This is a genomic window from Streptomyces sp. NPDC006259, from assembly GCF_042870975.1.
In the GTDB taxonomy this organism is placed as follows: Bacteria; Actinomycetota; Actinomycetes; order Streptomycetales; family Streptomycetaceae; genus Streptomyces.
Window position 1 is genome coordinate 239,540 of sequence record NZ_JBIAHY010000011.1, and the last position, 21,840, is coordinate 261,379.

Below are 21,840 nucleotides of genomic sequence, written 5' to 3' on the forward strand. Positions count from 1 at the left end.
CCGGCCCCGGAAAGCGAATTCTGTTGCGCGCCGGGGTTGTGGCTCAGGCGAGCGTGGGCAGCGCAGAAAGAATGAGGTCGATACCGGCGCCGCAGACTCCGGCCGTGACCGGTGTCGTTGGCCCGGTGGGACCGTTGATGTCGCGGGGCATCACCCAGCCCTGGAGCGGGCCGCCGTCTGCGTCCGAGAAGCGGACGAGGCCGTCTTCGTCGGCTTCGACGGCATGGGGGAAAGCCGCGACGACACGGCGGGCCACACCGCCGCAGCCGCGCAGCGGGCTGGTATCAGCACGTCCCGGACCCGGATGCGGAGGAAGGAACGGGGCGAGAAAGCGCTCCAGTGCCCCCAGACCTCCCTTGAAGCTCACTGAGCCGGTGGCCGACGTGCCGCGCAGCGTGAAGCTCATGGACGCGTCGCCGCACTGCCAGGACAGGCCGGTGGTCTCGTCAGCCCGCTCGAACCGCTCCGCTGTCGTACCGAGTTCGCAGAGCAGATCGTCAAGTTCGGCGAGGCGCTGGAGACGGTGCTGCCGTTGCCGAGGCGGCGACAGCCGGATGATGTCGTGGTCGATGCGCGGCAGAAGCGAACGCAGCGCTGCTCCGGCGACCGTCGTGGGCGCGCTGCCCTCGACGGTGAGCGAGGTATCGGCGGCGGGCGCCGGAGCGGTCAGCGTGGTGTGACCGCTGTCGGTCAGGAGAAGGAGGAAGCGGCGCTGGCCGTCGGCCAGGCCGGTAGCCGGGTGGTCCGGATGTCCCTCGCGGTGAGCCGCGCTGACCGTCCATTCGGTGTGGAGGCGCTTGGGTAGCAGTGCGGCGACGTCGGCGGCGAGCGTCGGGGTCGGGGTGTGCATGGGACTTCCTTGATGCGGGGTGGGCCCGGGAACGCGGTGCGATTCTGTGGGACCGGTGGGCGATCGCGTGATCGGGGGGCAGGCGGGCCGAGCGGAAGTTCCAGTCGGACACGTTGTCGCCCTGGTCTGCCCACCCGACCAAGCCGTACGTCTCGTTGAGGGCCGCGTAGAGGCTGCGGGCTTGCCCTCTGCGCAGACTCGGTGCGCCCGGCACCAGTAGCGAGATGGAAGGTGGGGAAGTGAGGCGGCGCGGCCGGCCGGGGGTTCGCCCGTGCACACCATTGAAGAGAGGGGCGCGTGGGTGCCGCGCGTCAGGCGCGGCACCCACGTAGGGGCGGAGGTTACGCCCGGCCCGGCCTGTGGCTGGAGAGGCTGGCACCGCTCGAAGCGGACCGGAGGTGAGCGTCGACCGCGTGGCTGATGCTCGCGATCAAGCCGGACCGCATCTCGTGGGACATGCCGGGGCCGAAGGCGAGGTGGATGCGGCCGATGGGCTGCTCACCGCTGCTGATGGTGAAGGCGGTGTCTGACGGCTTCAGTCCGTCCACTCCCATCTCGACTGCCCAGGCGGACACGTTGGCCGCCCCGGTGATCAGGTCGTGAACCGCGTCGGTGGCCGTGCTGAACGCGCTTCCGTCATCGGCGTCGTACGGAAGCAGCTGTTCCCAGGTGTGAGTCCGGGTGGACGGGACGGCCTCGGTGCCCATGGATTCGCCGACGCCCATGTGGTCGGGGTCCCGAATGAGTTCGAAGTGCTGGCGCGCGGCCTCGGCGTGGAGGTCGGCGCGGGTGTACGGGGTCTCAGCCATGGTGTGGCGCTCCTGGGTGATGGGCTGGAGGGGAGAATTGGTCAGGCTGACAGGGCCGCGTAAGCCGCCTCAGCCTCTTGGGCGGCGGTGACGCGCGCCTGGGCTACGGATTCCTGTCGGCGAAGTTCGACGACCGCCTGGACGGGGGCCTGGCGCATCTGGTCCACACGGCTCTTCCCGGCGGCCAGCCGCAGTGCGTCCACGTTGCTGTGGTCGCGGTAGGCGATGGCGAGCGCCCGGATCGCGGTGCTGATCCATGCGGCGGTGGTCGCGGGCACGGACTGGTCGGGAGCGTCCGCCCGCTGGATGCCGGGGATCACCGCCGGGAGGGCCGGGGTGAGCGACTGGCTGTCGGTGCAGTTCCAGGAGCCGCGCAAACGGATCCCGTTGACCACGGGCTCGTTCTCCCGGCCCGCGCCCTCGGGGAGCGGGGTGGTCCCGAGCTGCACGCTCACGCCGCCGGGAAGGGCGTCGCGGCTGTACCGGTCGGGGCCGACCGTGAAGTCTCCGCGTGCTCGGCCACCGCTCGTCAGGGTGTAAGTGATCGTTCCGTCATGCGCGTTGAGCCGGGGGAGGGCCGTCATGATGCCCGTCGTGCCGTTGACGGGATCGAGGTAGTCGATGTGGACCGAGCGCGGCAGCGCAGGGAGTCGGGGCGCGTCGGCCTGAGCGACCGCCTCCAACTGCTGGAGAAGTGTCCAGTGCGGTGCGATCTGCGCGCGGACGGCGTCCAGTTCGCGTTCCAGGGCCTCTCGGGCTGCCTGGGCCGGGATGTCGGGCTGCTGCTGGGCGTGCCGTGCGGCGGCCCGGATGAGTCCTTCCCGGTTCGGCCGGGTGGCCCAGTGGGTGACGACGGCGTGTACGACTTCGGCCAGGTACCGGTGCGTGCTGCGCGGGACGGTGCCCAGAGTTCCGTCCGACCGGACCCACTGGCCGCGCGCGTTGAGGTGGTGGCGTTCGGGCAGAGCGTCGACCGCGAGCGGGCCGCACTCTCCGCGCACCCGGGTCCGGCGGATCCTGGGCTCGTCCACCCGCTCGTGCTGCGGCTGGGCGGGGTGGTCGCCGTAGACGACCCTGACGTGGCAGGCGTCGGATCCGGGCATCGTCTCGGGGACGACGATGAAGCTGCCACGGACCTCGTCGCCGGTGATCTGGTAGCGGGCCTGGCCGGTGAACCGGTCGAATGTCCCGACGGCGGGGATGGTGACGTCGCGGATGGGGAGTTGGAGTTCGGTGGGGGAGTGGAAGGACAAGGGGGTTCTCCTGGATCGGCTTTTGTCCCTCGGGGCGGGGGGCGGGACCGGTGTGGCGCCCTGTGCGTCACCCGTTCCGAGTGGTTCCAATCTTACGCCAGTAACACCAATTAAGCAATAATGATGTTCGTGCGCTTCCTCGCGCCCCGTATAGTGAGCGCTACCGACGCGGGGTGGAGCAGCTCGGTAGCTCGCTGGGCTCATAACCCAGAGGTCGCAGGTTCAAATCCTGTCCCCGCTACTCGCAACTCAGGCCCCAGCGCGTCAACGCCGGGGCCTGAGTCGTTTCTATGCGACGGATAGTGCGTGCTCGGATGTCACACGGGCACCAGATTCCACACCTCTATGGGCACGCGAGCACCCGCCCGGGCCGCTCGGATCCATGGAGGCAAAAGTGGCCGTCTGTTTCACCAGCTACAACCTGCTCGACTTCACAGGCTCCGACGATCGCACCGCTTTCCTGCGGCAGGCGCTTGCCATGGCGCAGCATGACGTGCTGGCGGTCCAGAAGATCGTGGACGACACCGCCGCCGGCGCGGGACGGCTACTGCGCCAACTCGCCGATTCCCTCGGCCTGCTGTGCACCGTTGACGCCCGAGGAACCACCGCCATCGCCTCAGGCCAGCACCGCTACCACGTCGGGCTCCTCTGGCGCCCGGGGATCACCTCGGTCCCCGGCACCTGGCGTGCCTTCCAGGCCGGCGACTCCCACCACGCACCGGCACGCCTGCAACTCGACGCCGGAGCCCGCGAACCGGTCACGTTCGCCAGCTACCACGCAGACCCCTTCCGACCCGCCCGGCGATTCGACGAGGCTCGCCGTGTTGTCGCCGCTCTGACGCGCCCACCCGGACCTGCCGTGATCGGAGGCGACTTCAACCGCGTCTCCGCCGACCGGACAGCACCGGGCGACTACTACGACCACGACCCCTACGCGGACCAGGAGTGGTACGCCGATCTCCTCTACCAGGTCGAGTGGAACGCCCATCCCGACGCACCGCACCGCGCCGACCGGAGCCCCGCAGAAGTCCTGCGCCGCGGCGGACTACTGGACGCGGCCGCCGCCCTCGACTGCCCCTGGCATCCCACGACTGGTCACTGGCCCGTCGGAGACCCCTTCGGGCCGCGGCGCATCGACATGATCCGTACGACCCAGCACCTGCTACCCGCTCTCGCCGGCTACCGAGTCCAGCGCACCCACGCGGCGTTGAACGGCTCCGACCATCTGCCGGTCAGCATCGACCTGGAACCCGCGATGATCTCCAGCCGTTCTGTCGACAGCACCCCGCGCTCCCGACACCCCCCGTCCGGAAATACGGCGAGACGGTCAACGGCGCAGGCCCCCACGCGCACATCACGGGCCCGCTGATCCAGACGGGCAGCACCGGCGACACCCGTCTGCCGTGAAGCACTCCCTCCCGCACCCAGACCACCGGACCCCGCAGACGCCGGACATGAACAACCCCCTGACCCGACGACGCGCAGATGGTGAGTTCACCCGCACCGAACCCGACCAGGAGTCGCCATGAACAGGGCCCCCGCCCTTCCCCACACCGAGCCCCTCACCGCCAGCCGCCCCCTTGGAGGAGGCACCGCGCGACATACCCGGCACGCCGTACAGCGCCTCCTGGAGCAAGCCGAGTACCTCGACCTCAACAGCCCGATAGCCACCCTCACACGCTGGCGCGCCGCTGCTCTGGTCGTCATCCGGTCGATCTGCGGGCCCCATGACATCGCGTGGCAGATACTGCGTCCCGAGGCAACCTGGTACCCCGCCACGGCCGAAGCGAGCAAGCAGGAGCTGGCGTTCGCCGAGGGTTGGGCCATCACGCTCGGCGTGCTGGAGGGCCTGCTCCCCTCGCTGATGGAGGTGGAGCCCGGCCCGGAAACACCGGAGGCGGACTCGGTCGGCCAGCAGGACGAACCGGATGACTGGCCGGCGATTCCCTTTCCCCGGCCGTCGACCGGTCTCAATCTCGTGCTGCTGGGGGCCCCGAAGGTCCGTGGGGCGCAGGGGCCGGTCGAGTCCAACCGTGTCTCGCGGCTCACGGAGTACGCCATCTGGCTGTACCTGAACCCCGGGAGCGATCGTCACGCCCTGGACGCGGCCCTGTGGCCCGGGCAGCGGGTTCGTGCCGACAGCCGCAACACTGCCATGAGCCGCCTGCGGGCCTGGCTCGGCTCCGATCATTTTCCGACGTGGAGTCAGGAGACCGGGTACGCACTGACCTCCTTGGTCACCAGTGACTGGGGGCAGTTCAAGGAGCTCGCCGCCCGCGGCGAGAATGACGGCTCCCCGGCCGGTACGCGCAATCTGCGTGCCGCCCTGGAACTCGTCAACGGGCCTCCGTTCGCCGGCGTCATCGGCCTGGATTGGTATGCGTGGGCTGAGCCGTACGCCAGCGAGATGTCCGAGGCCATCGTGGGCGTCGCCCGCCGGTTGACACACCGCTACCTGGAAGGAGGCGACCTGCCGGGTGCCCGGTGGTCGGTCCGGCGTGGTTACCAGGCTCTGCCCGGCGGTCTACAGCAGTTCCAGGTCGCGGCTGAAGCTGTCCGGGAGCCGTACTCCGAGGCCGACGGCCTTCGGTATCTGGCCGACCAACTGACCCAACTGCCTGTGCCTCTCACACGGTGGCACGTTCAGACACAACTTGACTGAGCATCCTCGACAAGCACGCCGAGGGCGGAGCGGCGACCAGCCCCGCGCAGGCTGCAACACACCATGGCCGGCCCGAGGGCGAGAAGGACTTGTCAGTGGTGAATGACAGGATTGGACCTGTGACCAGTCTGGCCGCCGTACGGTGACCAGACGATTCGAGATACGGAGAGTTAGCCCTATGAACCGCAGCGAGCTGGTGGCAGCCCTGACCGACCGTGCCGAGGTGACCCGCAAGGACGCCGACGCTGTTCTGACGGCCCTCGCCGAGACGGTCGGTGAGATCGTCGCCAAGGGCGACGAGAAGGTCACCATCCCCGGCTTCCTGACCTTCGAGCGCACCCACCGTGCCGCGCGCGAAGGCCGCAACCCCGCTACTGGGGAAGCGATGACCATCCCCGCTGGCTACAGCGTGAAGGTCTCCGCAGGCTCCAAGCTCAAGGAAGCCGCCAAGGGCGCGTAGCGGCCTTCGATCCAGGGCCGGCTGCCGCGAGGACTGCGGGCAGCCGGCCCGGCCGTTGTCCGGGAGCGTCACGGCTCATCGGTGCGGTGGTCGACGGGGACCAGCCCGCCCGCGCGCAGGTCTGCGGCGAGCTTCTCCGCCTCCCCCTCCGGGCGGGCATTCGCGTCCGTCCCGGAAGGGCGCTCCGGCTGTTCGGACATCCCGGTGCCGGTGTCGGGATGGGACAGAACCCGAGCCTCGGCGATCGATTCCTCACGCGCGAGCGCGACGCTGAGCGCGTCCTCCTCATCCTCGAACGCATACTTGCGGACGGTCTTCTCCAGCTCACCGAAGAGTCCGGCGCGGCGGGTCATCGTCCGGGAGACGGTGCCGAAGCCGCGGACGACGCGCAAGAAGATCCCCGGTACGCCGAACGCCATCACGGGCAAGGTCTCACCCGGCCCGCAGTACGCCGCGAGGACGCGCGCGCACTGCGAAACCGTGCTCCGCACGTTCTACGACTTCCACCAGGACGAGGGCACCGGGCCAATCATCAACCCGTTTCCGCTCGACCGCTCGCGTCGCAACAGCCGCGCGAACGCCCACCACACGCCTGACCGGCCCTTTGCCCAAGAGCGGACAGGCCGCTACCGGCCGACCATCCCGAAACGTGCGCCCCGGCGTATTCCGGACGGGATGTTCAACGCGCTGTTCGCCGCCCTCCGGCACAATCGAGATCGCGCTCTACTGGCTTTCTGGGTTTCCAACGGGGCCCGCGCAGAAGAACTGCTCACCAGCCGGCAGCGCGATGCGCTACCCGGTCAGCAGTTGGTCGGCGTGATCCGAAAGGGAACCCGCGCCTACCAGCAGCTTCCTTGCTCAACCGACGCCTTCGTCTGGCTGCGCCTCTACCAGGAGGAAACACGGCGAGATGGCATCCCGCGGGGCAAGAACCTGCCGTTGTGGTGGACCCTGAGGCGTCCCTGGCGCCCGCTGAACTACGACGCGGCGCGGGCGATGTTCAACCGCGCCAACGATCTCCTCGGGGCGAACTGGACGCTCCACGATCTACGCCACACCGCGTCCTACCGACTCGCCCGCGACCCCAACATGCCCCTGACCGACGTCCAATGGGTCCTCGGTCACGCCCATCTGACGACCACACAGCTCTACCTTCCGGCCAGCCAAGACGAAGTGATCGAACGTGTCCGCGCCCATCATGCACGCCGGGCAGAGCAGCGTGACCGGCCGCCCGCGCCACCGGCCCCCGGCTACAACCCCGACTCGTTGAAGACTCTATTCGGGAACTCATGGTGACGAGCACAGAGACCTTGCGCGCTCCGGCCGTCATCCGAGATGCACAGCCACTCGCCGGCGAGGCTCTCCGGGCAGCCAAGAAGCGTTTCCCGCCGCGGCCCTACGAGGACGCTTGGCCTGCCACCGGCCAGTCCTACGAGGAGGTCGTGGCTCAGCTGAACCGGCCTCCGCTTCGGGCCGCGAGCGAGTCCACCCATTTCTACCGGCGGCGAGGCGCAACGCTCATTCTCCGCTGGCTCCTGGACCAGCCGGGCTCCACCTGGCAACAACGGTGGAACGCGAGCCCCGCTGCAAACGCGACCGGGGCACAGTGGAACAAGCTCAACGCCAGCTGGGTCGGCTACGACGCGGCGAATGCGAACGGCATTCTGAACACGGGCCTGTTCGCCCTGGTCTGCGCCGATGTGCTCCGGCCGTCGCTCCACTGGCAGCTCACCCGGACCTCGACCAACCTCCGTGCCATCATCTGCCAGTACCGTGACCCTGAGGGATTTGCCCGCCTTCAGGAGCTGGTGGGCCCAGAATCGTGGTCCTCCCACCTCGGCATCCTCGCCAAGAACGTTCTGGTCAAGCTGGTCATCGCCAAGGGCGGGGGGCTGGCCGACATCAATGTCGGGGACGCCATTGAGTACATGGAAGCGCATCGAGCTCAGCGGGCCACATCGGGCGGGCAAAGCCTGTTCTACTCCTGGCTGAAGGACCTGGGTCACCTGCCACCCGACGCGCCCGTGTCATTGAGGCTTCTGCACCGAACGTCCGGCCAGGTCTCGGTCGAGCAACTCGTCGACCGCTACCGCCCGCAGTCCAAGCCCATCCGGGATCTGCTGGTCGAGTACCTCAAGGAACGCCAGCCCACCATGGACTACACGTCCTTGGAGGACGCGTCCCGGACGCTTGTGAGGAACTTCTGGCTGCAGATTGAGCGCATCCAGCCCGGCATCGACACACTCCGGCTGCCGCCTGAAGTCGTGAGCGCATGGAAGCAGGTCAGCCGGACGAAGGTCACACGCCGCCGGCTGCCGGATGGCACAGTCCATGAGGCGGTGACGGAGCGGGCCAACTACGGCAACCTCATGATCGGAGTTCGAGCCCTCTACCTCGACCTGGCCCACTGGGCCGTCGAGGAACCAGAACGCTGGGGCCCGTGGGTTGCTCCCTGCCCGGTCAGCGCCGCCGACGCCAGTACCTCCAAGCACGAGAAACGCCGCAAGGCCAAGATGGACCAGCGCACCCGCGAACGACTGCCCGCGCTGTCCACCGTCGTCCGCGCCGCTAAGGCGAACTGGACAGAGGCCCGTGAGGGGATGGACGCCCTGCAGGCCGCCCCACTCGGCGGCCAGTTCACGTTCAGAGGCAGAACCTACACGCGCCAGAAGAAGGACTCGTCGACTCCGTTCCGGGCCTACGACGAGTCCGGCCGACGCATCCATTTGGGACTGCTCGAGGAACGGGCCTTCTGGGCCTGGGCCACGATCGAATTCCTGCAGCACACCGGCGTCCGGATCGAGGAGATGCTGGAGGCCAGCCATCACGCCTTGATCCAGTACAAGCTGCCCACCAGCGGTGACATAGTGCCTCTGCTCCAAGTCGCTCCCTCGAAAACAGACGAAGAACGGCTTCTCCTCGTCAGCCCGGAATTGGCCGACGTCCTCAGCACGATCATCGCCCGCGTCCGTGACCCTCGAACAGGCGCGATCCCGATGCTGCCCAACTACGACGTCGCGGAGAAGATCTGGAACCCGCCGATGCCGCTGCTGTTCCAGTGGACATACGGAGGCCAGCGCACGCCAGTGTCCCGACAAATGATCCGCGACGGTCTCAACGAGGTCCTGAAACGGACCGGGCTCACCGACTCCGCGGGCCAGCCCCTCGACTTCGCTCCGCACGACTTCCGAAGAATCTTCATCACCGACGCAATCCGCAGCGGCCTGCCGCCCCACATCGCGCAGGTCCTCGCAGGTCACTCCGACATCAACACCACGATGGGCTACAACGCCATCTACCCGGCGGACGCCATCGAAGCCCACCGCGCGTTCATCGCCCGCCGTCGATCACTTCGTCCCAGCGAGGAATACCGGACCCCGACGAACGAGGAGTGGGACGCCTTCCTCGCCCACTTCGAGAAACGGAAAGTGTCCATCGGTACCTGCGCACGCGCCTTCGGGACCCCATGCATTCATGAACACGCTTGTGTCAGATGCTCACTCCTCTGACCTGACCCGGCCCAACGGGCACGGCTTGCCGAGATCCGCGACAACTTGATCGCCCGAGTCACCGAAGCCGAGACGGAAGGCTGGCTCGGCGAGGTCGAAGGTCTCCAGATCAGCCTGGCTGGCGCCGAGGAGAAACTCAGCCAGCTCGACGTACAGATCTCCCAGCAGCAGGAGTCCGTTGACCTGGGAATTCCCACCTTCCGGGAGATCGTTGCTCACACCACTACCGTGGCCACACCGCCGGAGCCTTCGTGACCAGGACGGTCGTCACCTCTGGCGATGCTCAGTGGACGTCGGCACGGACGAGCTTCATCCACGCGGATGATCTACACCACCCCGACCCAGGCCACGGGCACGCTCTACGGGCGGCGGGCCAGAAAGTGGGTGTCGAGGAAGCCACGCTCGGACGCTGGGTCGTGGAGCAACCGAGCCACCGTGACAAGGCCGGCACCGGCCAGCAACTCGGCAAACTGCTCCGCCGGCCAGCTATAAGCGGGCGCCACCTTGTGGTCGAAGCGGACCGGTTCCGGCCCCTCCGTCCCGAAGAAGGACACCAGGAGCAGACCCCCTGGTGCCAGGACACGCACCTGCTCAGCGAGCAGTGCGGGTAATTCTCCAGGTGGGGTATGGATCATCGAGTAGTGGGCCAGCACCCCGCCGAGCGCGCCGTCCTCGACCGGCAAGGCCTCCATGCGCGCTTCGTCGAACCGCAGCGCCGGCTCGGCCCGCCGAGCGTGGTCGACCATGGCCGGGGAGAGGTCGAGCCCGAAGGCGTCCAGCCCCAAGTCGTGCAGCATGGCTGTCAGATGACCGGGCCCGCACCCGACGTCGGCTACCCGCAGGTTCCCCGAATCGCGCACGAGCTCGGCGAAGGTGCCGATCATGTTCCGCGCGAACGGCTGCGTCTCCAACCGACTAGTGAACATCGACGCATAGAGCTCGACGGCCCCGTCGTAGGCCGCCCTGGTCTCATCCTGGTGTTTTAACACGAGCAGGAAACTAACACCCGCGCCGTCCGCAGCCGTTCTCCGGCCCTTCCTCTCGGGACTGATCGTCCCGTCGCCGGATCACGGGACGCCCCGGTAGTTCGGAGAAGGACCTCTGTGCCGCAGCTGCAACGGGAGCGAGGGATTCTGGGTCCACACCCGGCGTGGCGTCGAGCACCTGATGCGCTGCCCCGGATGCCGGACGGCCGGCCACCCGCCGATACGCAACCGGGCCGCCCGGATCCTGCCGACCATGCAACTGCTCCTGCAGCACTACGATCCCGCCCGCCACCCGGCCTACGGCCATGCCGCATGGGCCGGCGGGACCAGTATCTGGGAGCGCGTGTTCGCCCAGTTGTCCGCCGGCCAGGCGAGCGCCGAGGCGCAGTGCACGCACCGCGACTGCGGCAGCCGGTGGACGGTGTCCGTCGACCGGGCCCGCTTCGAGCGACTGGACCAGCTGCGGCTGCTGACCGGAATGGCACTGCCTGGACAGGGCTACCACTCCGGAAGGCCGCGATGGCTGGCCGAACCGACGGAAGTGTTCTGGCTCGACAGCCCGACCGAGGCGTCGTCCACGCCGCAGCCCCTTGAAGCGGCGACCGTGGTCCTGCCCGGGGCCTACGCTCGCCGACTGGAGGGGGCCATTCCCGGCATCCTCAACGAGGTGGCCCCCAGCCGCTGCTGGAAGCGCCGCGGCCGCGCGGAGTCCCTCGAGATCACCTCGGACGACGTCGGCCTGATCACGCTGTCCACCGTGCTCTACCTGCCGGTCCGCAAAGACCCGGAGCAGTCCTGGACCCCGGCTGAACGGCGAGGGCTGTACCAGGCGAGTGACCGGATCCGGGACGCACTGCACGTACTCACCCGCGGGCACTGAGCACCTCGGCCGCTGCCCGGTACCGGACCGGGGCGTTCGCGCACGGCATCCGGACGACCCGAACCCGGGACGGTGCAATCTGGACGGTGCGCAGACCAGCGGAGTCGGCTCGAATGGATTCCCCGGTGGTGGTCTCATCAAAGCGCTGTTTGCGTAGAAACCGGCTGGCAAGATGGGCAGTCGGGAGTGCTGCACCGGCAACGGTGCTGAGCGAGGGGCAGTGCGTGGGGGCCGAAATGATCAGCGGCAGGTTCCTGCTGCTTCCGAACACACCCAGAGCCGGCGGCCTGTCAGAGGTCCGCAAAGCCGTGGACACGACCAGCGAACAAGGCGACTACGCGGCCGTCAAGCTGCTCAGGCAGCGCGACGACGAGGTGAGCCAGATCTTCCTGGCCCGGGAGACCGCCGCGCTCAAGGCTCTCGAACACCCTCACATCGTGCGGATGCTCGACTCCGGCTGGGACGCTGAACGCGGCCGGTACTTCATCGCGCTCGAATGGGTTGAGCACAGCCTCAAGGAAGAGATGGCGGCCGGCCGGCCGGTCGACTGGGCCTCCTTCTTCACGCGCATCGGCAGGCCGCTCGCCTCCGCACTGGCCTACGCACACGAGCACCAGATCGAACACCGGGACCTGAAGCCGGGCAACGTCCTGGTCACCGACGACGGCGTGGTCAAGCTCGCCGACTTCGGAATCGCCAAGATCCTCTCCAAGGTCGTCGTCACCGACCAGACCGTTGCCGGGTACCGCTCCACCCTGTACGCGCCGCCGGAACAGGGCGACGCGATCCCGTACGTACGCGACGTCTACAGCTACGCCGTCCTGGCAATCCAGGTCCTGTCCGGCGGCAAGGCAGCCGACTACCCAGACCTCCTGCCGGTACTGGACGAGCTGGCACTCGACACCGAGTTCCGCACCATCCTCAGGAGTTGCATCGACTACGACCCCAAGCAGCGCCCCGCCAACGCCGCGGTGCTCGAGCACCGGCTCCTCGAGGCCGAACGGATCTGCGGCAGCCGCCAGGCCCGGCGCAGGAACTTCGTGTGGCTGAAGATGACCCGCCGCGCGGCCGAGAGCCTCGGTGACGCACCCACCGACAGCGAAGCCGACTGGGACCAGGCCCGATCGGCCGTCCTGGCAGACCTGTCCGGCACGGTCCACGCCGACTACGGATACAACCAGCAGACCGGCGAGGTCGACACGGCGACGCTGCGCATTTTCGGGCGCACCCGCTTCCTGCGACTGGTCTCCGACGAACGCAACCCGGACCGCTGTGTGATCATCTCTGCCGAGACCCGCCCGGACGAATGGATGGCCAAACGGCGCGAGCGTTCCGCGCTCATCGGACCGGTCCTCACCTGGACCTTCGACGACCCTGGCGAGGATCCCGCATACGACGGGCTCACCTTTCTCCTGCAACGCCTCGACGCACACCTCGACGAGCGGGAGACAGCAGCCCAGGTCCGGGAGACCCACAACCTGGGGGACCTGTTCGACGGCTGGCGCCGCCTGCTCGAAGCGCGCGAAGAGCTCGCCGCCGGCGGACGACAGCCCCTGGCCTACGACCGCATCGACGGCAACGGCCGCAGCCGCGTCTTCCGGCTGGCCATGCCCACCACCGCCTCGCTCGTCGGCGAGGAGTGGTCGGTGGCCGCCTACCCCTACAGCAGGCCCGTCGACCGCGGCGAGGTGACCGCGCAGACCGAGGACACCCTGGTCATCCGGTTCGCACGCCACGGCAACGCCCTGCCCGGCCGCGGCGTGCTGCTGCCCTTCCTCGGCCCCAGCCAGAGCGCCATCAACCGCCAACGCGACGCCCTGACCAACGTCGCCGCCGGCCAGGCCGCCAACCCGGTCCTGCGGCAGATCATCGACGACCCGGCGCGCATCACCTCCCAGCCGCCCACCGACGTCACCACCTGGTTCCGCGCAGACCTCGACAAGAGCAAACGCGACGTCGTCGCCCACGCTCTGGGCACGCAGGACCTGCTCCTGGTGGAAGGGCCCCCGGGCACCGGCAAGACGACCGTCATCGCCGAGATCGTCGAACAGACCCTCAAACGCAACGCCCACGCCCGGATCCTCATCGTCAGCCAGACCCACATCGCCATCGACAACGCACTGAAGCGGATCGAGGAAGCTGGCATCACGGGCCTCGTGCGTCTGGGCCGCCCCGACGACCCTCGTGTCGCCGAGAGCGCCCAGCCGCTCCTCCTGGACCGGCAGGTCAAGCGCTGGACTCAGGGCGTACGGGCCCGTGCGGAGAAGTACCTCGACGCCGTCGCCGCCGACAACGGACTGGAAGCACGTCACCTGAAGGCGGCCCTGCTCCTGGAGGAGCTCGCCGTTGTCGCCGCCGACCTCGAACACGTCGACCGCAAACTCACCGACCTCGCCAGCCAGCCCGCCCCCGACCGCACCACCTCCGCACGCGAGCTCGGAGAAGAAGTCGTCACCGTCCGCGCCCGCCGCGACCAGCTCCAGGACCAGCGCGCCGAGCTGTTCGCCGAGGCGCAGCACGGGCTCGCCGGTGAACTCACCCTGCGCGAGGACCTCAGTACCCTCGACGCCCGCGACGCGGTCGAAGCCCTCCTGGGCCCCGCCGGCCCCGGCCGGGAGCTCATGCGGCTGCTGAGCCTGCAGGGGGAATGGCTGCAGCGCATCGGCACCGACCAGCACCTGATCACCGCTTTCCTGAAGACTCGGCAGGTCATCGGCGGAACGGCCCTCGGCTTCCTCGGCCATCCCGCCGCCCGCGACCTCGAGTTCGACGTGTGCATCTTCGACGAGGCGTCCAAGGCGACCGCCACCGAGGCGCTCGTACCCCTGGCCAAGGCCAAACGATGGGTCCTGGTCGGCGACACCAACCAGCTCCCGCCGATCGACGAAGACCTCCTGCGCGACGAGAAGATCATGACCGACCACCAGCTCATCCCCGAACTGGTGTCGACCACGCTCTTCCAGTACCTGGCCAACCACACCGACTTCCCGGTCAAGCACCTGCTCCGCGAGCAGTACCGCATGACCCCGGCCATCGGGAACATGATCTCCACCTGCTTCTACGACGAGCAGCTGCTCTCCCCCAACGACCACGCCCTGCCCGGCTACGACCAGATCAACAAGCCCGTCCTGTGGCTCGACACCAGTCCGCTGCCCGGCCGGCGCGAGTCCGAACGCACCGCCACCGAGACCAGCATCTCCAACCTGCTCGAGTCCAAGCTCGCCGCCCGGCGCCTGGAAGTCATCGACCAGGCCATCGATAAGCAGATGATCAAGGTCCCCGACGGCCGTCCCCTCGAAGTCCTCGTCATCGCCCCGTACGGACGCCAGGTCGAAGAACTCGGCCGCCGACTGGCATCCCTCAAACTCAAGCACTTCACCCCCGAGGTCCTGTCCGTCGACGCAGTCCAGGGCCGCGAATGCGACCTGGCCGTCTTCTCGGTCACCCGCAGCAACGCCCGCTCCGAGTTCGGATTCCTTGGCCGGGCCTACTGGCGCCGCATCAACGTTGCTCTCTCCCGCGCCCGTTTCGGCCTCATCGTGGTCGGCGACGCCGCCTTCTGCCGAAGCAAGCCCGGCGCCCTGCGCGACGTCCTCGACTACATGAGCGCCCACCCCGAGGAGTGCGAGATCCGCAATGCCTACCTTTAGTCTCGACAGCCTCCTCGCCGTCCGCTTCCACAACGCCCGTCCCGGCCTCGAACTCGTGGCCATCATCGACGCCGCCCTGCCCGTCGCCCTGATCACCGCGGACGTCCTGGCGCAGGACCGCAAACGCCTCGCCCTGCTCGACGAGTTCGTCCTCCGCCTGGTCAACAACAAAGTCCCCAGCGAAGCCTCCATCGCCGGCATGCTCGGACTCCCCGAACGCATGGTCAGCCAGACCGTCGCCGACCACTTCAGCGCGGACAACCTCACCTACACACTGCCCGCCCCCGGCCAGCCGCCCAGCACCCGGAACCTGCGCCTCACCGCCCGCGGCGAACAGACCGCCCGCGAAATGGCGGCCATCACCCCCGTGCGCGTCGACCAGCCCGTCGTCTACGACCAGCTCCTGGGAAAGGTGCGCCCCTACGACCGCCACACCGTCATCCCCCGCGGACAGTCCGAAGAGACCGACACCCTGATGCTGCCGGCCACGCACGCCGGACTCGTGGAGATCGGCGACATCTCCGCCGCCGACATCAACGCCCTGCTGCGCGAGCGAGGAAACACCGACCGCGAAGTCCTCCAGGTACGAGGCATCAGCCAGGCCAAGGCCCGCCGCGTCATGCCGGCGAAGGTCCTCGTGTACGCCGACCCGGACCGCACCGACATCCAACTCGGGGTCGTCGTCGACGGCGAGCTCAGCCACCACCACGAGATTGCCTTGATCAGCCTCGGCGGTGCCGCCTCCCTCGGCATCAAGGTGGAGCCGGCTCCCGACCGCCCTCTCCTGGAGCCAGACCTGGAGAAGGCCCGCGTCGCGCTCCCGGAGGTCACCCAGCAGCGCGCCGAACAGGCCGCACTTCAAGTCGGCTCCGCGTCCCCCACACCGGTCGCGCCGGCCGGCCCCGAGCTGCTGCAGGACGAGATCCGGGCCATCGGCGTCTTCGAACACCCCGAGCTGCTCGACGAGGCCCTCACCCAGGCTCACCGCAGGCTGCTGATCATCTCGCCGTGGATCAAGAACGCGATCATCACCACGGAATTCCTCGGAAAGCTGGAGAGCCGCCTCGCCCGCGGTGTGCCCGTCCACATCGCCTACGGGTACGAGGAGAACGACACCAGGACCGACCAAGCGGCCGTACGGAAACTCAGCAACCTCGCCGCCCGGTATGCCGCCAAGTTCACCTTCACCCGCCTCAAGAGCACGCACGCCAAGGTTCTCGTCTACGACGACGTCTGGGTCACCACCAGCTTCAACTGGCTCTCCTTCCGGGGCGATCCCGACCGCACGTACCGCATGGAGGAAGGAAGCCTCGTACGCAACCGCCAGGTCGCCGACGCCCAGTACGACCGCTACACCGACCTGATCGACCAACAACGCCGGTAGCCAAGCCGAGGACCCTGCACACTGTCCGCCGCCGCGCCCTCGCCCCGGGCCGGACGCGATGTCAGTGGCCACGGCTACGGTCATCGGCATGACCTCGATACCTCAGACCGCCCGCACGGCCTGGCTGCTGCGGGTCTCCGCCACCTCCGCCCCCCAGGACCCCGAGAGCTTCGAGCAGCAGCGGCAGCTGCTCCGCTCCGTGGCCGGGTTCGATCCGGACACCCGCATCTGGACGGCATTCATCGGTGAGGTCAATGTCCGGGCGCTAGAAGTCCTGCAGCAGCTCTACGACTCGGCCAGCAGGTTCGGCACCGAGGTTCGACTCGAAGCCGTCGCGGCCCCACCGTCGTGGCAGGGGCCCGTCTTCCACGACGAGAACGACCTCGCGGCGCTCGTCGTCGCGAGGTCTGACCAGGGACGGCCGCTCGGCCAACTGCACATCGCGTGAACTACGCTGAATACCTGGTCACAAGGGGTGCGGTGGGAGCACGGTGGACATCGAAGAGCAGATAGCGGCATCCAGGGCGTGGGAGGCCGGTGATTCGGGCCCGTGGCCGTACGACCCGGACTCGGCCTCCGTCATGCGGACGGCCGCTGTGCTCGATCACGTGGTCCAGATCGTGCGCGAGTACCCGGAGGCCTCCACCCACCTACATGCCGGATCGGATCCGGGCAGGTACCTGGCGCCGCTGGGGCGGAGCGGATGACGAATTGCGGGGCGAGGTCCAGCAGGGCGAGGTAGAGACGCTCGCGGTCTCCGGCCGCCTGCGGGCCGGCTCCATCCGGGAAAGGTAGGCGATCAGAATGCGCGGGCAGAAGCCCGGACTGGCCCGCTGCTTGGTCGTCGCTGGCCGCATCAGTCACGATCACGCCGCCTTGATGCTGTTGACCACCGGTGACGCGAGGCAGTCGCGCAGTTCGTCTGGTGTTCCCCAGGCTGTGAACCCGCTCTCATGGGTGGCTGCCGATGCCAGGAGCGTGACCAGGGCACCCGCCAGGACCTTGGGGCGCATCGTGGACCGTGCGGAGGGACCCTGCCGCTCCATGGCCCTGTCCAGGGGAGTTCCGGCGGCGCTGAGCAGCTGGTTGCGAACCTTGACGAACCGCTCGTCCCCCTCGGCCGCATTCGCGTCGATCGCGCGAATGACAGCCTGGTGCGTCTGCCAGAAGCCGAACAGCCGGTCGATCACCTGCCGCGCGGCGGTCAGTCCGCCAATGCCTTCCGCCGCCGCAGCGTCGGATGTCAACTGACTGCTTTCCTGGATGAGGTGATGGGCAACCAGCTGAAGCGCGTCCTCGACGCTGGAACAGTACTGGTAGAAGGTGGCGGGCGAAGTACCCGCCTGACGGGCGATGTCGATGACCTTGATGTCACGGAAGGGCTGCGAGCTCAGGAGGTGCGCGAGGGCATCGGCGAGCCGCTGCCGGGTGACAAGGACGCGCTCGCCGACGATACGTCCGTCGACGGCGACGGCGGGGCCGGTCGTATTGATGGTCAAGGTGTCCTTGAAACTGCTCACGGCGGGTGGAGTTGCCGAGCGGGAGGTGCGCGCGAGAAATGACGCGCCATCCGGCGTTCAACTGACTAAAACTCTACCGTCATAAATCCAATTACAAAACGTTGAGAGGGGTGTAGCGGCGCGCTGCCGGCCCGGAGCTCGCGGGCGGGCACCTTGGCTCACGTAAGCCGAGCAGGTACCGGTCCGGCGTGCGGGGCGGCAGAGCGCCCCGGGGCCGCGCCGTGACGGCGCGGCCCCACGGACGCGGGTGGCATGGATCAGTCGAGATAGCCCTCGATCAGTTCGGCGAAGGCCTCCGGCGTGAGGACCTCCACACCCAGAGCCGCCGCGCTGACTGCCTTCGAACTCAGCCTGCCGTTCGCCGCGGTGGCAGCGACGAGGTAGTCCGTCTTGGCGGTGACGCTGCTGCCCGCCCGGCCGCCGACCTTCTCGATCAGGGCGGTCATGTCACCGCGCCCCAGGCCGTCGAGAGGCCCGGTCATCTTTCCGGTGACGACCACGGTCTTCCCGGTCAAGGGCCTGCTGCCCGCGTCGCCGGAGTCCTCCTGCGGCTCGGTCATGTTGACGCCCGCAGCGATGAGCTTGTCGATGACCGGGGCCTGCTCGGCGATCTGCTGGACGATCACCGGTGCCTTCTCCGCCCCGATGCCCTCCACTCCCCGCAGCGCCGCAGCATCAGCCTTGCGGATCTCCTCCATCTTGAGGAAGTAAGCGGCGATCCGGCGGGCCATGCTCCGCCCGGTGCCCAGGATGCCGAGTGCGCAGAAGATGCGGTTGAGCGGCAGCGACTTGGCAGCCTCGATCTGCTCGGCCAGCTTGGCGCCCCGCTTCGCGCTGCCGGAGGCGGCGGTGAGCTGCTCGACCGTGAGGCCGAACAGGTCGCCGATGTCCGCGACGGCCCCGGAGCCGACGAGGACCTGGACGTACCGCTTGCCGAGACCGTCGATGTCGAGCTGGTCGCGCCCGGCGGCGTACTCGATCAGAGCGGGCAGACGGCACGCGTTGCCCTTGACGCAGCGCCAGCGCTTCTGGGACTTGTCGATCGCGTCCCCGCAGTTGGGGCACTTCTCGGGCAGCGGAACCGGCTCGGCGCCGACCGGCCGCAGCGAGACGACCGGTGCTTCGACCCTCGGGATCACATCGCCGGCCCGGTGGACGGTCACAGTATCGCCAAGATGGAGATCGCGGCGGCGGATATCGGCCGGGTTGTGCAGCGTGGCCCGGGAAATGATGGTTCCGTCCACCTCGACCGGCTCCAGTTCGGCGGTCGGGGCGATGACTCCGGTTCGGCCGACCTCCCACACCACGGCCTTGAGCGTCGTCATGCGTTCCACGGCGGGCAGCTTGTAAGCGATGGCCCAGTGCGGAACCCGGCTGCCGACCCCAGCGGCGGCCTGCTCGGCCGTGTCGTTGGTCTTGATCACCACACCGTCGACCTCGAACGGAAGCGACGGCCGCAGCGCGGCGATCTCATCGACCCGCTGCTGCGCCTCGGCCAGCGTAGCCACCACGCGCACCGAGGTGGGCGTCTCCGCGATCGTCTGAACGCCCGCGTCGGCCACCGACTGGAGGATCTCCGTGTGGCTGGCCCCCTGCGGCAGGAACGGATGTCCGGGCAGATCGACCGCGCCGTACGCGAAGAAGGTCATGGGGAGCCGATACGGGCGGTCCTTGGCGGCAAGAGTGCCCGAGGCGCCGTTGCGCGCGTTGGCGAAGACCTTCGCGCCGTGTTCGACGCGAACCGTGTTGGCGTACTCGAACTGCGTCCGGGTGAAGAGCACTTCACCGCGGACCTCGAACGTGACCGGCTGGGGGAGCTGGACCGGCAGTCCGACGATGGTGCCGATGACGTGGCTGACGTCTTCGCCGTGGCTGCCGTTTCCACGCTTGAGGACCTGGGCCAGCAGACCGTCCTGGTAGCGCGCGACGATGGCGTTGCCGTCCAGCTTCACCTCGGTCGCCCAGCCTCCGGACACCGGGCGGCCCAGCCGGCGATCCACGGACGCCCCCCAGGAGTTGAGTTCCGCCGGGCTGAAGACGTTGCTGAGCGACAGCAAGCGCGTGGTGTGGGCGACGTCTCCGGCCGGGCCCGCACCTGCGCCCACCTTGCCGGTCGGGGAGTCGTCCACCACATCCTCCGGGTGGCCCGTCTCCCAGGCCTCGATGTTGCGGACGAGCTGGTCGTAGGTCGCGTCATCGAGCGGGCTGTCGCCGTCGCCGTAGTAGGACGCGGCGGCCTCACGGGCCTGTCGCACGGCGGTCTGGTACTCGGAAGAGCTGGAGAATGCCCTTCCGGCGGCAACGGTAGTCATGGGTGTGAATCCTTTCGCAGGGGTCTGACAGTGGGCTGGCAGCGCTGATGCGGCGCTGCCGGAGGAGCGGGAGAACCGTCGGAGGACGGGCCGCCCGAAGGTCTGCGTGAGGGGGATCAGCGCTGGGTTGCGGGACGCCTGTTGTCAACGGCGGTGGCCAGGTGGGCCAGCTTGGTACGGAGGGTCAGGGACGTGGCGACGTAATCCGCCGTAGCCTCGGGGTGTTCCGTGTCGAGCAGCCATTCCTCCACGAGGACGAGGCGGCTGCGTAGCGTGGTCTGCTGCTGCGCGAGCTGGGCGGGGGCCGGGTTTACTGGTGCGGGTAGTTCAGGAGCGCGGCCGGTGGCGGGGGCCAAAACCACTGCGGTGAATCCGCGAGGCAGGCCGGCTTCAGGGTTGTCGGCGGCGAGTGTCTCTGCGTCCTGGAGGGCGAGAGCAGCATCGACCGGCACGTCGGTGGCCGCAGTGCTCGCCGGGTCGGCGAACTGTTCGCTGTCGACGAAGGCTAGGACTGCGATGTCGAGCAGATGCGTGATGTGTTCCAGGGCGTTACGGGCCGGGCCGGGCTTGGTCCGGTGCCGGACGACGGCCGCGAGAGCGTCGCCGATCACAGCAGCGCGCTGCGCGGGAGTGGTGGCCAAGGAGGTATTCCTCAGAATGAGCGGGGTGTGGTGAGAAGGGCGAAGGACGCCCGCCCGCGGGCCACTGCTGACGTTCAGTGCCGACGGCCGGGTTTCAGGTGACCAGGCGTCCGTTGCGGTAGCGCGCGGTTGACGGCAATGAGCAGCCGGGGAGCAAATCGGTGACGATGCCCGCCGGGGCCCCGGGGACGGTCGCGAACCCGACTCCGAGATCGAGACGCTTGACGGCGCTCAGGTGGCCGGGCATTTTCCGCTCCTGCAAGGCAGGGCCGGGCAGCGCGACGATGAGACGTTCCTGCCCCGCGCTGTAGCCGAGCCGCGTGTAGAACGGGGTCATCGCGGGCGGGTGCTCCAGAGTCAGCAGACGGAGCCCTGCGTGGCGGCCGTGCTGCTCCGCCATGTTCAACAGCGCGGTCGCGATGCCGCGGCCTCGGTGACCGCTCGCCACCGCCACGCCCCCGATGTACAGCACACTGCGCACCAGCGACCGGCGCAGTGGATGAGTGTCGGTCCAGCGCGGCGGGCTGGCCATGAGTGCGCCGACGACGCGGTCACCGCTTCGGGCGATCAGGCACAGGCAGTCCCCGTGCGTCAGCCTTCCCGGCCGTAGCGCCAGGGCTGTCAGAACGAGGGGCGGCACGGGGTGTCCTGGGTTGACCAGGGACAGAAGGTCAACGAATGAGTCGACGTCACGGAAGCGGGCGCGTCCGATCCGTATTCGGGATGGTGGATCGGAGCGACCGGAAAGATCGATTTCGGGCATGCGGGGTGGGGGTCCGTCCGGGTGTGAAGCGAGGGATGCCGTAGAGAGCGGAGGTGTGGGTGCGCGTCAGCCCAAGCGGCGTATTGGGGCGCCCGCCAGCGCTCACCCTGCGTGTGTAATTCCATTTAGCAACTTCTGAGGTTGCCTGGCCGGGCGGGCCG

19 protein-coding genes and 1 tRNA gene are annotated in these 21,840 nt (G+C 68.5%); 10 read left to right on the forward strand and 10 right to left on the reverse strand.

What is annotated here, in order from left to right:
• Positions 1-43 precede the first annotated feature (43 nt).
• The 3 genes from ACFYO5_RS35395 to ACFYO5_RS35405 form a co-directional block, all read right to left on the reverse strand.
• A complete protein-coding gene (locus tag ACFYO5_RS35395) occupies positions 44-850 on the reverse strand; it encodes a hypothetical protein (protein WP_388717100.1) in 807 nt (268 codons plus the stop codon).
• 341 nt (positions 851-1,191) lie between these two features.
• Positions 1,192-1,659 (reverse strand): hypothetical protein, encoded by a 468-nt coding sequence (locus tag ACFYO5_RS35400; RefSeq protein WP_388717103.1) that lies wholly within the window; start codon positions 1,657-1,659, stop codon positions 1,192-1,194.
• 41 nt (positions 1,660-1,700) lie between these two features.
• Positions 1,701-2,912 carry a hypothetical protein gene (locus tag ACFYO5_RS35405; RefSeq protein ID WP_388717106.1) on the reverse strand — a complete coding sequence of 404 codons (1,212 nt, stop codon included), beginning with the start codon at positions 2,910-2,912 and terminating at the stop codon, positions 1,701-1,703.
• A 167-nt stretch (positions 2,913-3,079) separates the two neighbouring features.
• Between ACFYO5_RS35405 and ACFYO5_RS35410 the strand changes: the two genes are divergently transcribed.
• The 4 genes from ACFYO5_RS35410 to ACFYO5_RS35425 all read left to right on the forward strand — a co-directional run bounded on the left by ACFYO5_RS35410 (position 3,080) and on the right by ACFYO5_RS35425 (position 6,034).
• A tRNA-Met gene (locus ACFYO5_RS35410) sits at positions 3,080-3,153 on the forward strand.
• Between the two features lie 153 nt (positions 3,154-3,306).
• Positions 3,307-4,281 (forward strand): endonuclease/exonuclease/phosphatase family protein, encoded by a 975-nt coding sequence (locus tag ACFYO5_RS35415; protein ID WP_388717109.1) that lies wholly within the window; start codon positions 3,307-3,309, stop codon positions 4,279-4,281.
• A gap of 156 nt (positions 4,282-4,437) precedes the next feature.
• The gene (locus ACFYO5_RS35420) at positions 4,438-5,574 is read left to right on the forward strand and encodes a hypothetical protein (RefSeq protein WP_388717111.1); all 1,137 of its coding nucleotides are present in this window, start codon (positions 4,438-4,440) and stop codon (positions 5,572-5,574) included.
• A 178-nt stretch (positions 5,575-5,752) separates the two neighbouring features.
• Positions 5,753-6,034 carry an HU family DNA-binding protein gene (locus ACFYO5_RS35425; protein ID WP_388717114.1) on the forward strand — a complete coding sequence of 94 codons (282 nt, stop codon included), beginning with the start codon at positions 5,753-5,755 and terminating at the stop codon, positions 6,032-6,034.
• Between the two features lie 68 nt (positions 6,035-6,102).
• On the opposite strand, the gene ACFYO5_RS35430 is transcribed toward ACFYO5_RS35425, so the two are convergent.
• Positions 6,103-6,387 (reverse strand): hypothetical protein, encoded by a 285-nt coding sequence (locus ACFYO5_RS35430; RefSeq protein ID WP_388717117.1) that lies wholly within the window; start codon positions 6,385-6,387, stop codon positions 6,103-6,105.
• Between the two features lie 13 nt (positions 6,388-6,400).
• Between ACFYO5_RS35430 and ACFYO5_RS35435 the strand changes: the two genes are divergently transcribed.
• Together ACFYO5_RS35435 and ACFYO5_RS35440 are read left to right on the forward strand one after the other, a co-directional pair.
• Positions 6,401-7,330 (forward strand): tyrosine-type recombinase/integrase, encoded by a 930-nt coding sequence (locus ACFYO5_RS35435; protein WP_388717120.1) that lies wholly within the window; start codon positions 6,401-6,403, stop codon positions 7,328-7,330.
• Between the two features lie 146 nt (positions 7,331-7,476).
• Positions 7,477-9,543 carry a tyrosine-type recombinase/integrase gene (locus tag ACFYO5_RS35440; protein ID WP_388717123.1) on the forward strand — a complete coding sequence of 689 codons (2,067 nt, stop codon included), beginning with the start codon at positions 7,477-7,479 and terminating at the stop codon, positions 9,541-9,543.
• Here the strand turns inward: ACFYO5_RS35440 and ACFYO5_RS35445 are convergent.
• Positions 9,532-9,762, reverse strand: coding sequence for a hypothetical protein (locus ACFYO5_RS35445; protein WP_388717125.1), 231 nt, complete (start codon positions 9,760-9,762; stop codon positions 9,532-9,534). The genes ACFYO5_RS35440 and ACFYO5_RS35445 overlap by 12 nt on opposite strands.
• 140 nt (positions 9,763-9,902) lie before the next feature.
• Positions 9,903-10,532, reverse strand: a complete 630-nt coding sequence (locus ACFYO5_RS35450; RefSeq protein ID WP_388717129.1) for a class I SAM-dependent methyltransferase — start codon at positions 10,530-10,532, stop codon at positions 9,903-9,905.
• Between the two features lie 250 nt (positions 10,533-10,782).
• On the opposite strand from ACFYO5_RS35450, the gene ACFYO5_RS35455 reads away from it, so the two are divergent.
• The 4 genes from ACFYO5_RS35455 (at position 10,783) to ACFYO5_RS35470 (ending at position 16,891) form a co-directional block, all read left to right on the forward strand.
• On the forward strand, positions 10,783-11,409 hold the full coding sequence (locus tag ACFYO5_RS35455) for a hypothetical protein (protein WP_388717132.1): 627 nt from the start codon (positions 10,783-10,785) through the stop codon (positions 11,407-11,409).
• A 236-nt stretch (positions 11,410-11,645) separates the two neighbouring features.
• Complete coding sequence (locus tag ACFYO5_RS35460) at positions 11,646-15,059, forward strand: AAA domain-containing protein (protein WP_388717135.1); 3,414 nt, start codon at positions 11,646-11,648, stop codon at positions 15,057-15,059.
• Positions 15,046-16,443 carry a hypothetical protein gene (locus ACFYO5_RS35465; RefSeq protein ID WP_388717138.1) on the forward strand — a complete coding sequence of 466 codons (1,398 nt, stop codon included), beginning with the start codon at positions 15,046-15,048 and terminating at the stop codon, positions 16,441-16,443. The genes ACFYO5_RS35460 and ACFYO5_RS35465 overlap by 14 nt, the downstream gene beginning before the upstream one ends.
• A gap of 88 nt (positions 16,444-16,531) precedes the next feature.
• Complete coding sequence (locus tag ACFYO5_RS35470) at positions 16,532-16,891, forward strand: hypothetical protein (protein ID WP_388717141.1); 360 nt, start codon at positions 16,532-16,534, stop codon at positions 16,889-16,891.
• A 418-nt stretch (positions 16,892-17,309) separates the two neighbouring features.
• Here the strand turns inward: ACFYO5_RS35470 and ACFYO5_RS35475 are convergent, their stop codons facing one another.
• From ACFYO5_RS35475 to ACFYO5_RS35490, 4 genes are all read right to left on the reverse strand, one after another.
• On the reverse strand, positions 17,310-17,963 hold the full coding sequence (locus ACFYO5_RS35475; RefSeq protein ID WP_388717144.1) for a TetR/AcrR family transcriptional regulator: 654 nt from the start codon (positions 17,961-17,963) through the stop codon (positions 17,310-17,312).
• A 257-nt stretch (positions 17,964-18,220) separates the two neighbouring features.
• On the reverse strand, positions 18,221-20,275 hold the full coding sequence (gene ligA / locus ACFYO5_RS35480) for an NAD-dependent DNA ligase LigA (RefSeq protein ID WP_388717147.1): 2,055 nt from the start codon (positions 20,273-20,275) through the stop codon (positions 18,221-18,223).
• Between the two features lie 116 nt (positions 20,276-20,391).
• Positions 20,392-20,916, reverse strand: a complete 525-nt coding sequence (locus ACFYO5_RS35485) for a hypothetical protein (protein WP_388717150.1) — start codon at positions 20,914-20,916, stop codon at positions 20,392-20,394.
• Positions 20,917-21,010: 94 nt separating this feature from the next.
• Positions 21,011-21,679 (reverse strand): GNAT family N-acetyltransferase, encoded by a 669-nt coding sequence (locus ACFYO5_RS35490; protein ID WP_388717153.1) that lies wholly within the window; start codon positions 21,677-21,679, stop codon positions 21,011-21,013.
• Positions 21,680-21,840 lie beyond the last annotated feature (161 nt).

Excerpts from the sequence above, each read along its gene's own strand:
- ACFYO5_RS35395 (WP_388717100.1), bottom strand. The coding sequence starts at position 850 with ATGCACACCCCGACCCCGACGCTCGCCGCCGACGTCGCCGCACTGCTA.
- ACFYO5_RS35400 (WP_388717103.1), bottom strand. The coding sequence starts at position 1,659 with ATGGCTGAGACCCCGTACACCCGCGCCGACCTCCACGCCGAGGCCGCG.
- ACFYO5_RS35420 (WP_388717111.1), top strand. The coding sequence starts at position 4,438 with ATGAACAGGGCCCCCGCCCTTCCCCACACCGAGCCCCTCACCGCCAGC.
- ACFYO5_RS35425 (WP_388717114.1), top strand. The coding sequence starts at position 5,753 with ATGAACCGCAGCGAGCTGGTGGCAGCCCTGACCGACCGTGCCGAGGTG.
- ACFYO5_RS35430 (WP_388717117.1), bottom strand. The coding sequence starts at position 6,387 with ATGACCCGCCGCGCCGGACTCTTCGGTGAGCTGGAGAAGACCGTCCGC.
- ACFYO5_RS35455 (WP_388717132.1), top strand. The coding sequence starts at position 10,783 with ATGCAACTGCTCCTGCAGCACTACGATCCCGCCCGCCACCCGGCCTAC.
- ACFYO5_RS35460 (WP_388717135.1), top strand. The coding sequence starts at position 11,646 with ATGATCAGCGGCAGGTTCCTGCTGCTTCCGAACACACCCAGAGCCGGC.
- ACFYO5_RS35465 (WP_388717138.1), top strand. The coding sequence starts at position 15,046 with ATGCCTACCTTTAGTCTCGACAGCCTCCTCGCCGTCCGCTTCCACAAC.
- ACFYO5_RS35470 (WP_388717141.1), top strand. The coding sequence starts at position 16,532 with ATGACCTCGATACCTCAGACCGCCCGCACGGCCTGGCTGCTGCGGGTC.
- ligA (WP_388717147.1), bottom strand. The coding sequence starts at position 20,275 with ATGACTACCGTTGCCGCCGGAAGGGCATTCTCCAGCTCTTCCGAGTAC.
- ACFYO5_RS35490 (WP_388717153.1), bottom strand. The coding sequence starts at position 21,679 with ATGCCCGAAATCGATCTTTCCGGTCGCTCCGATCCACCATCCCGAATA.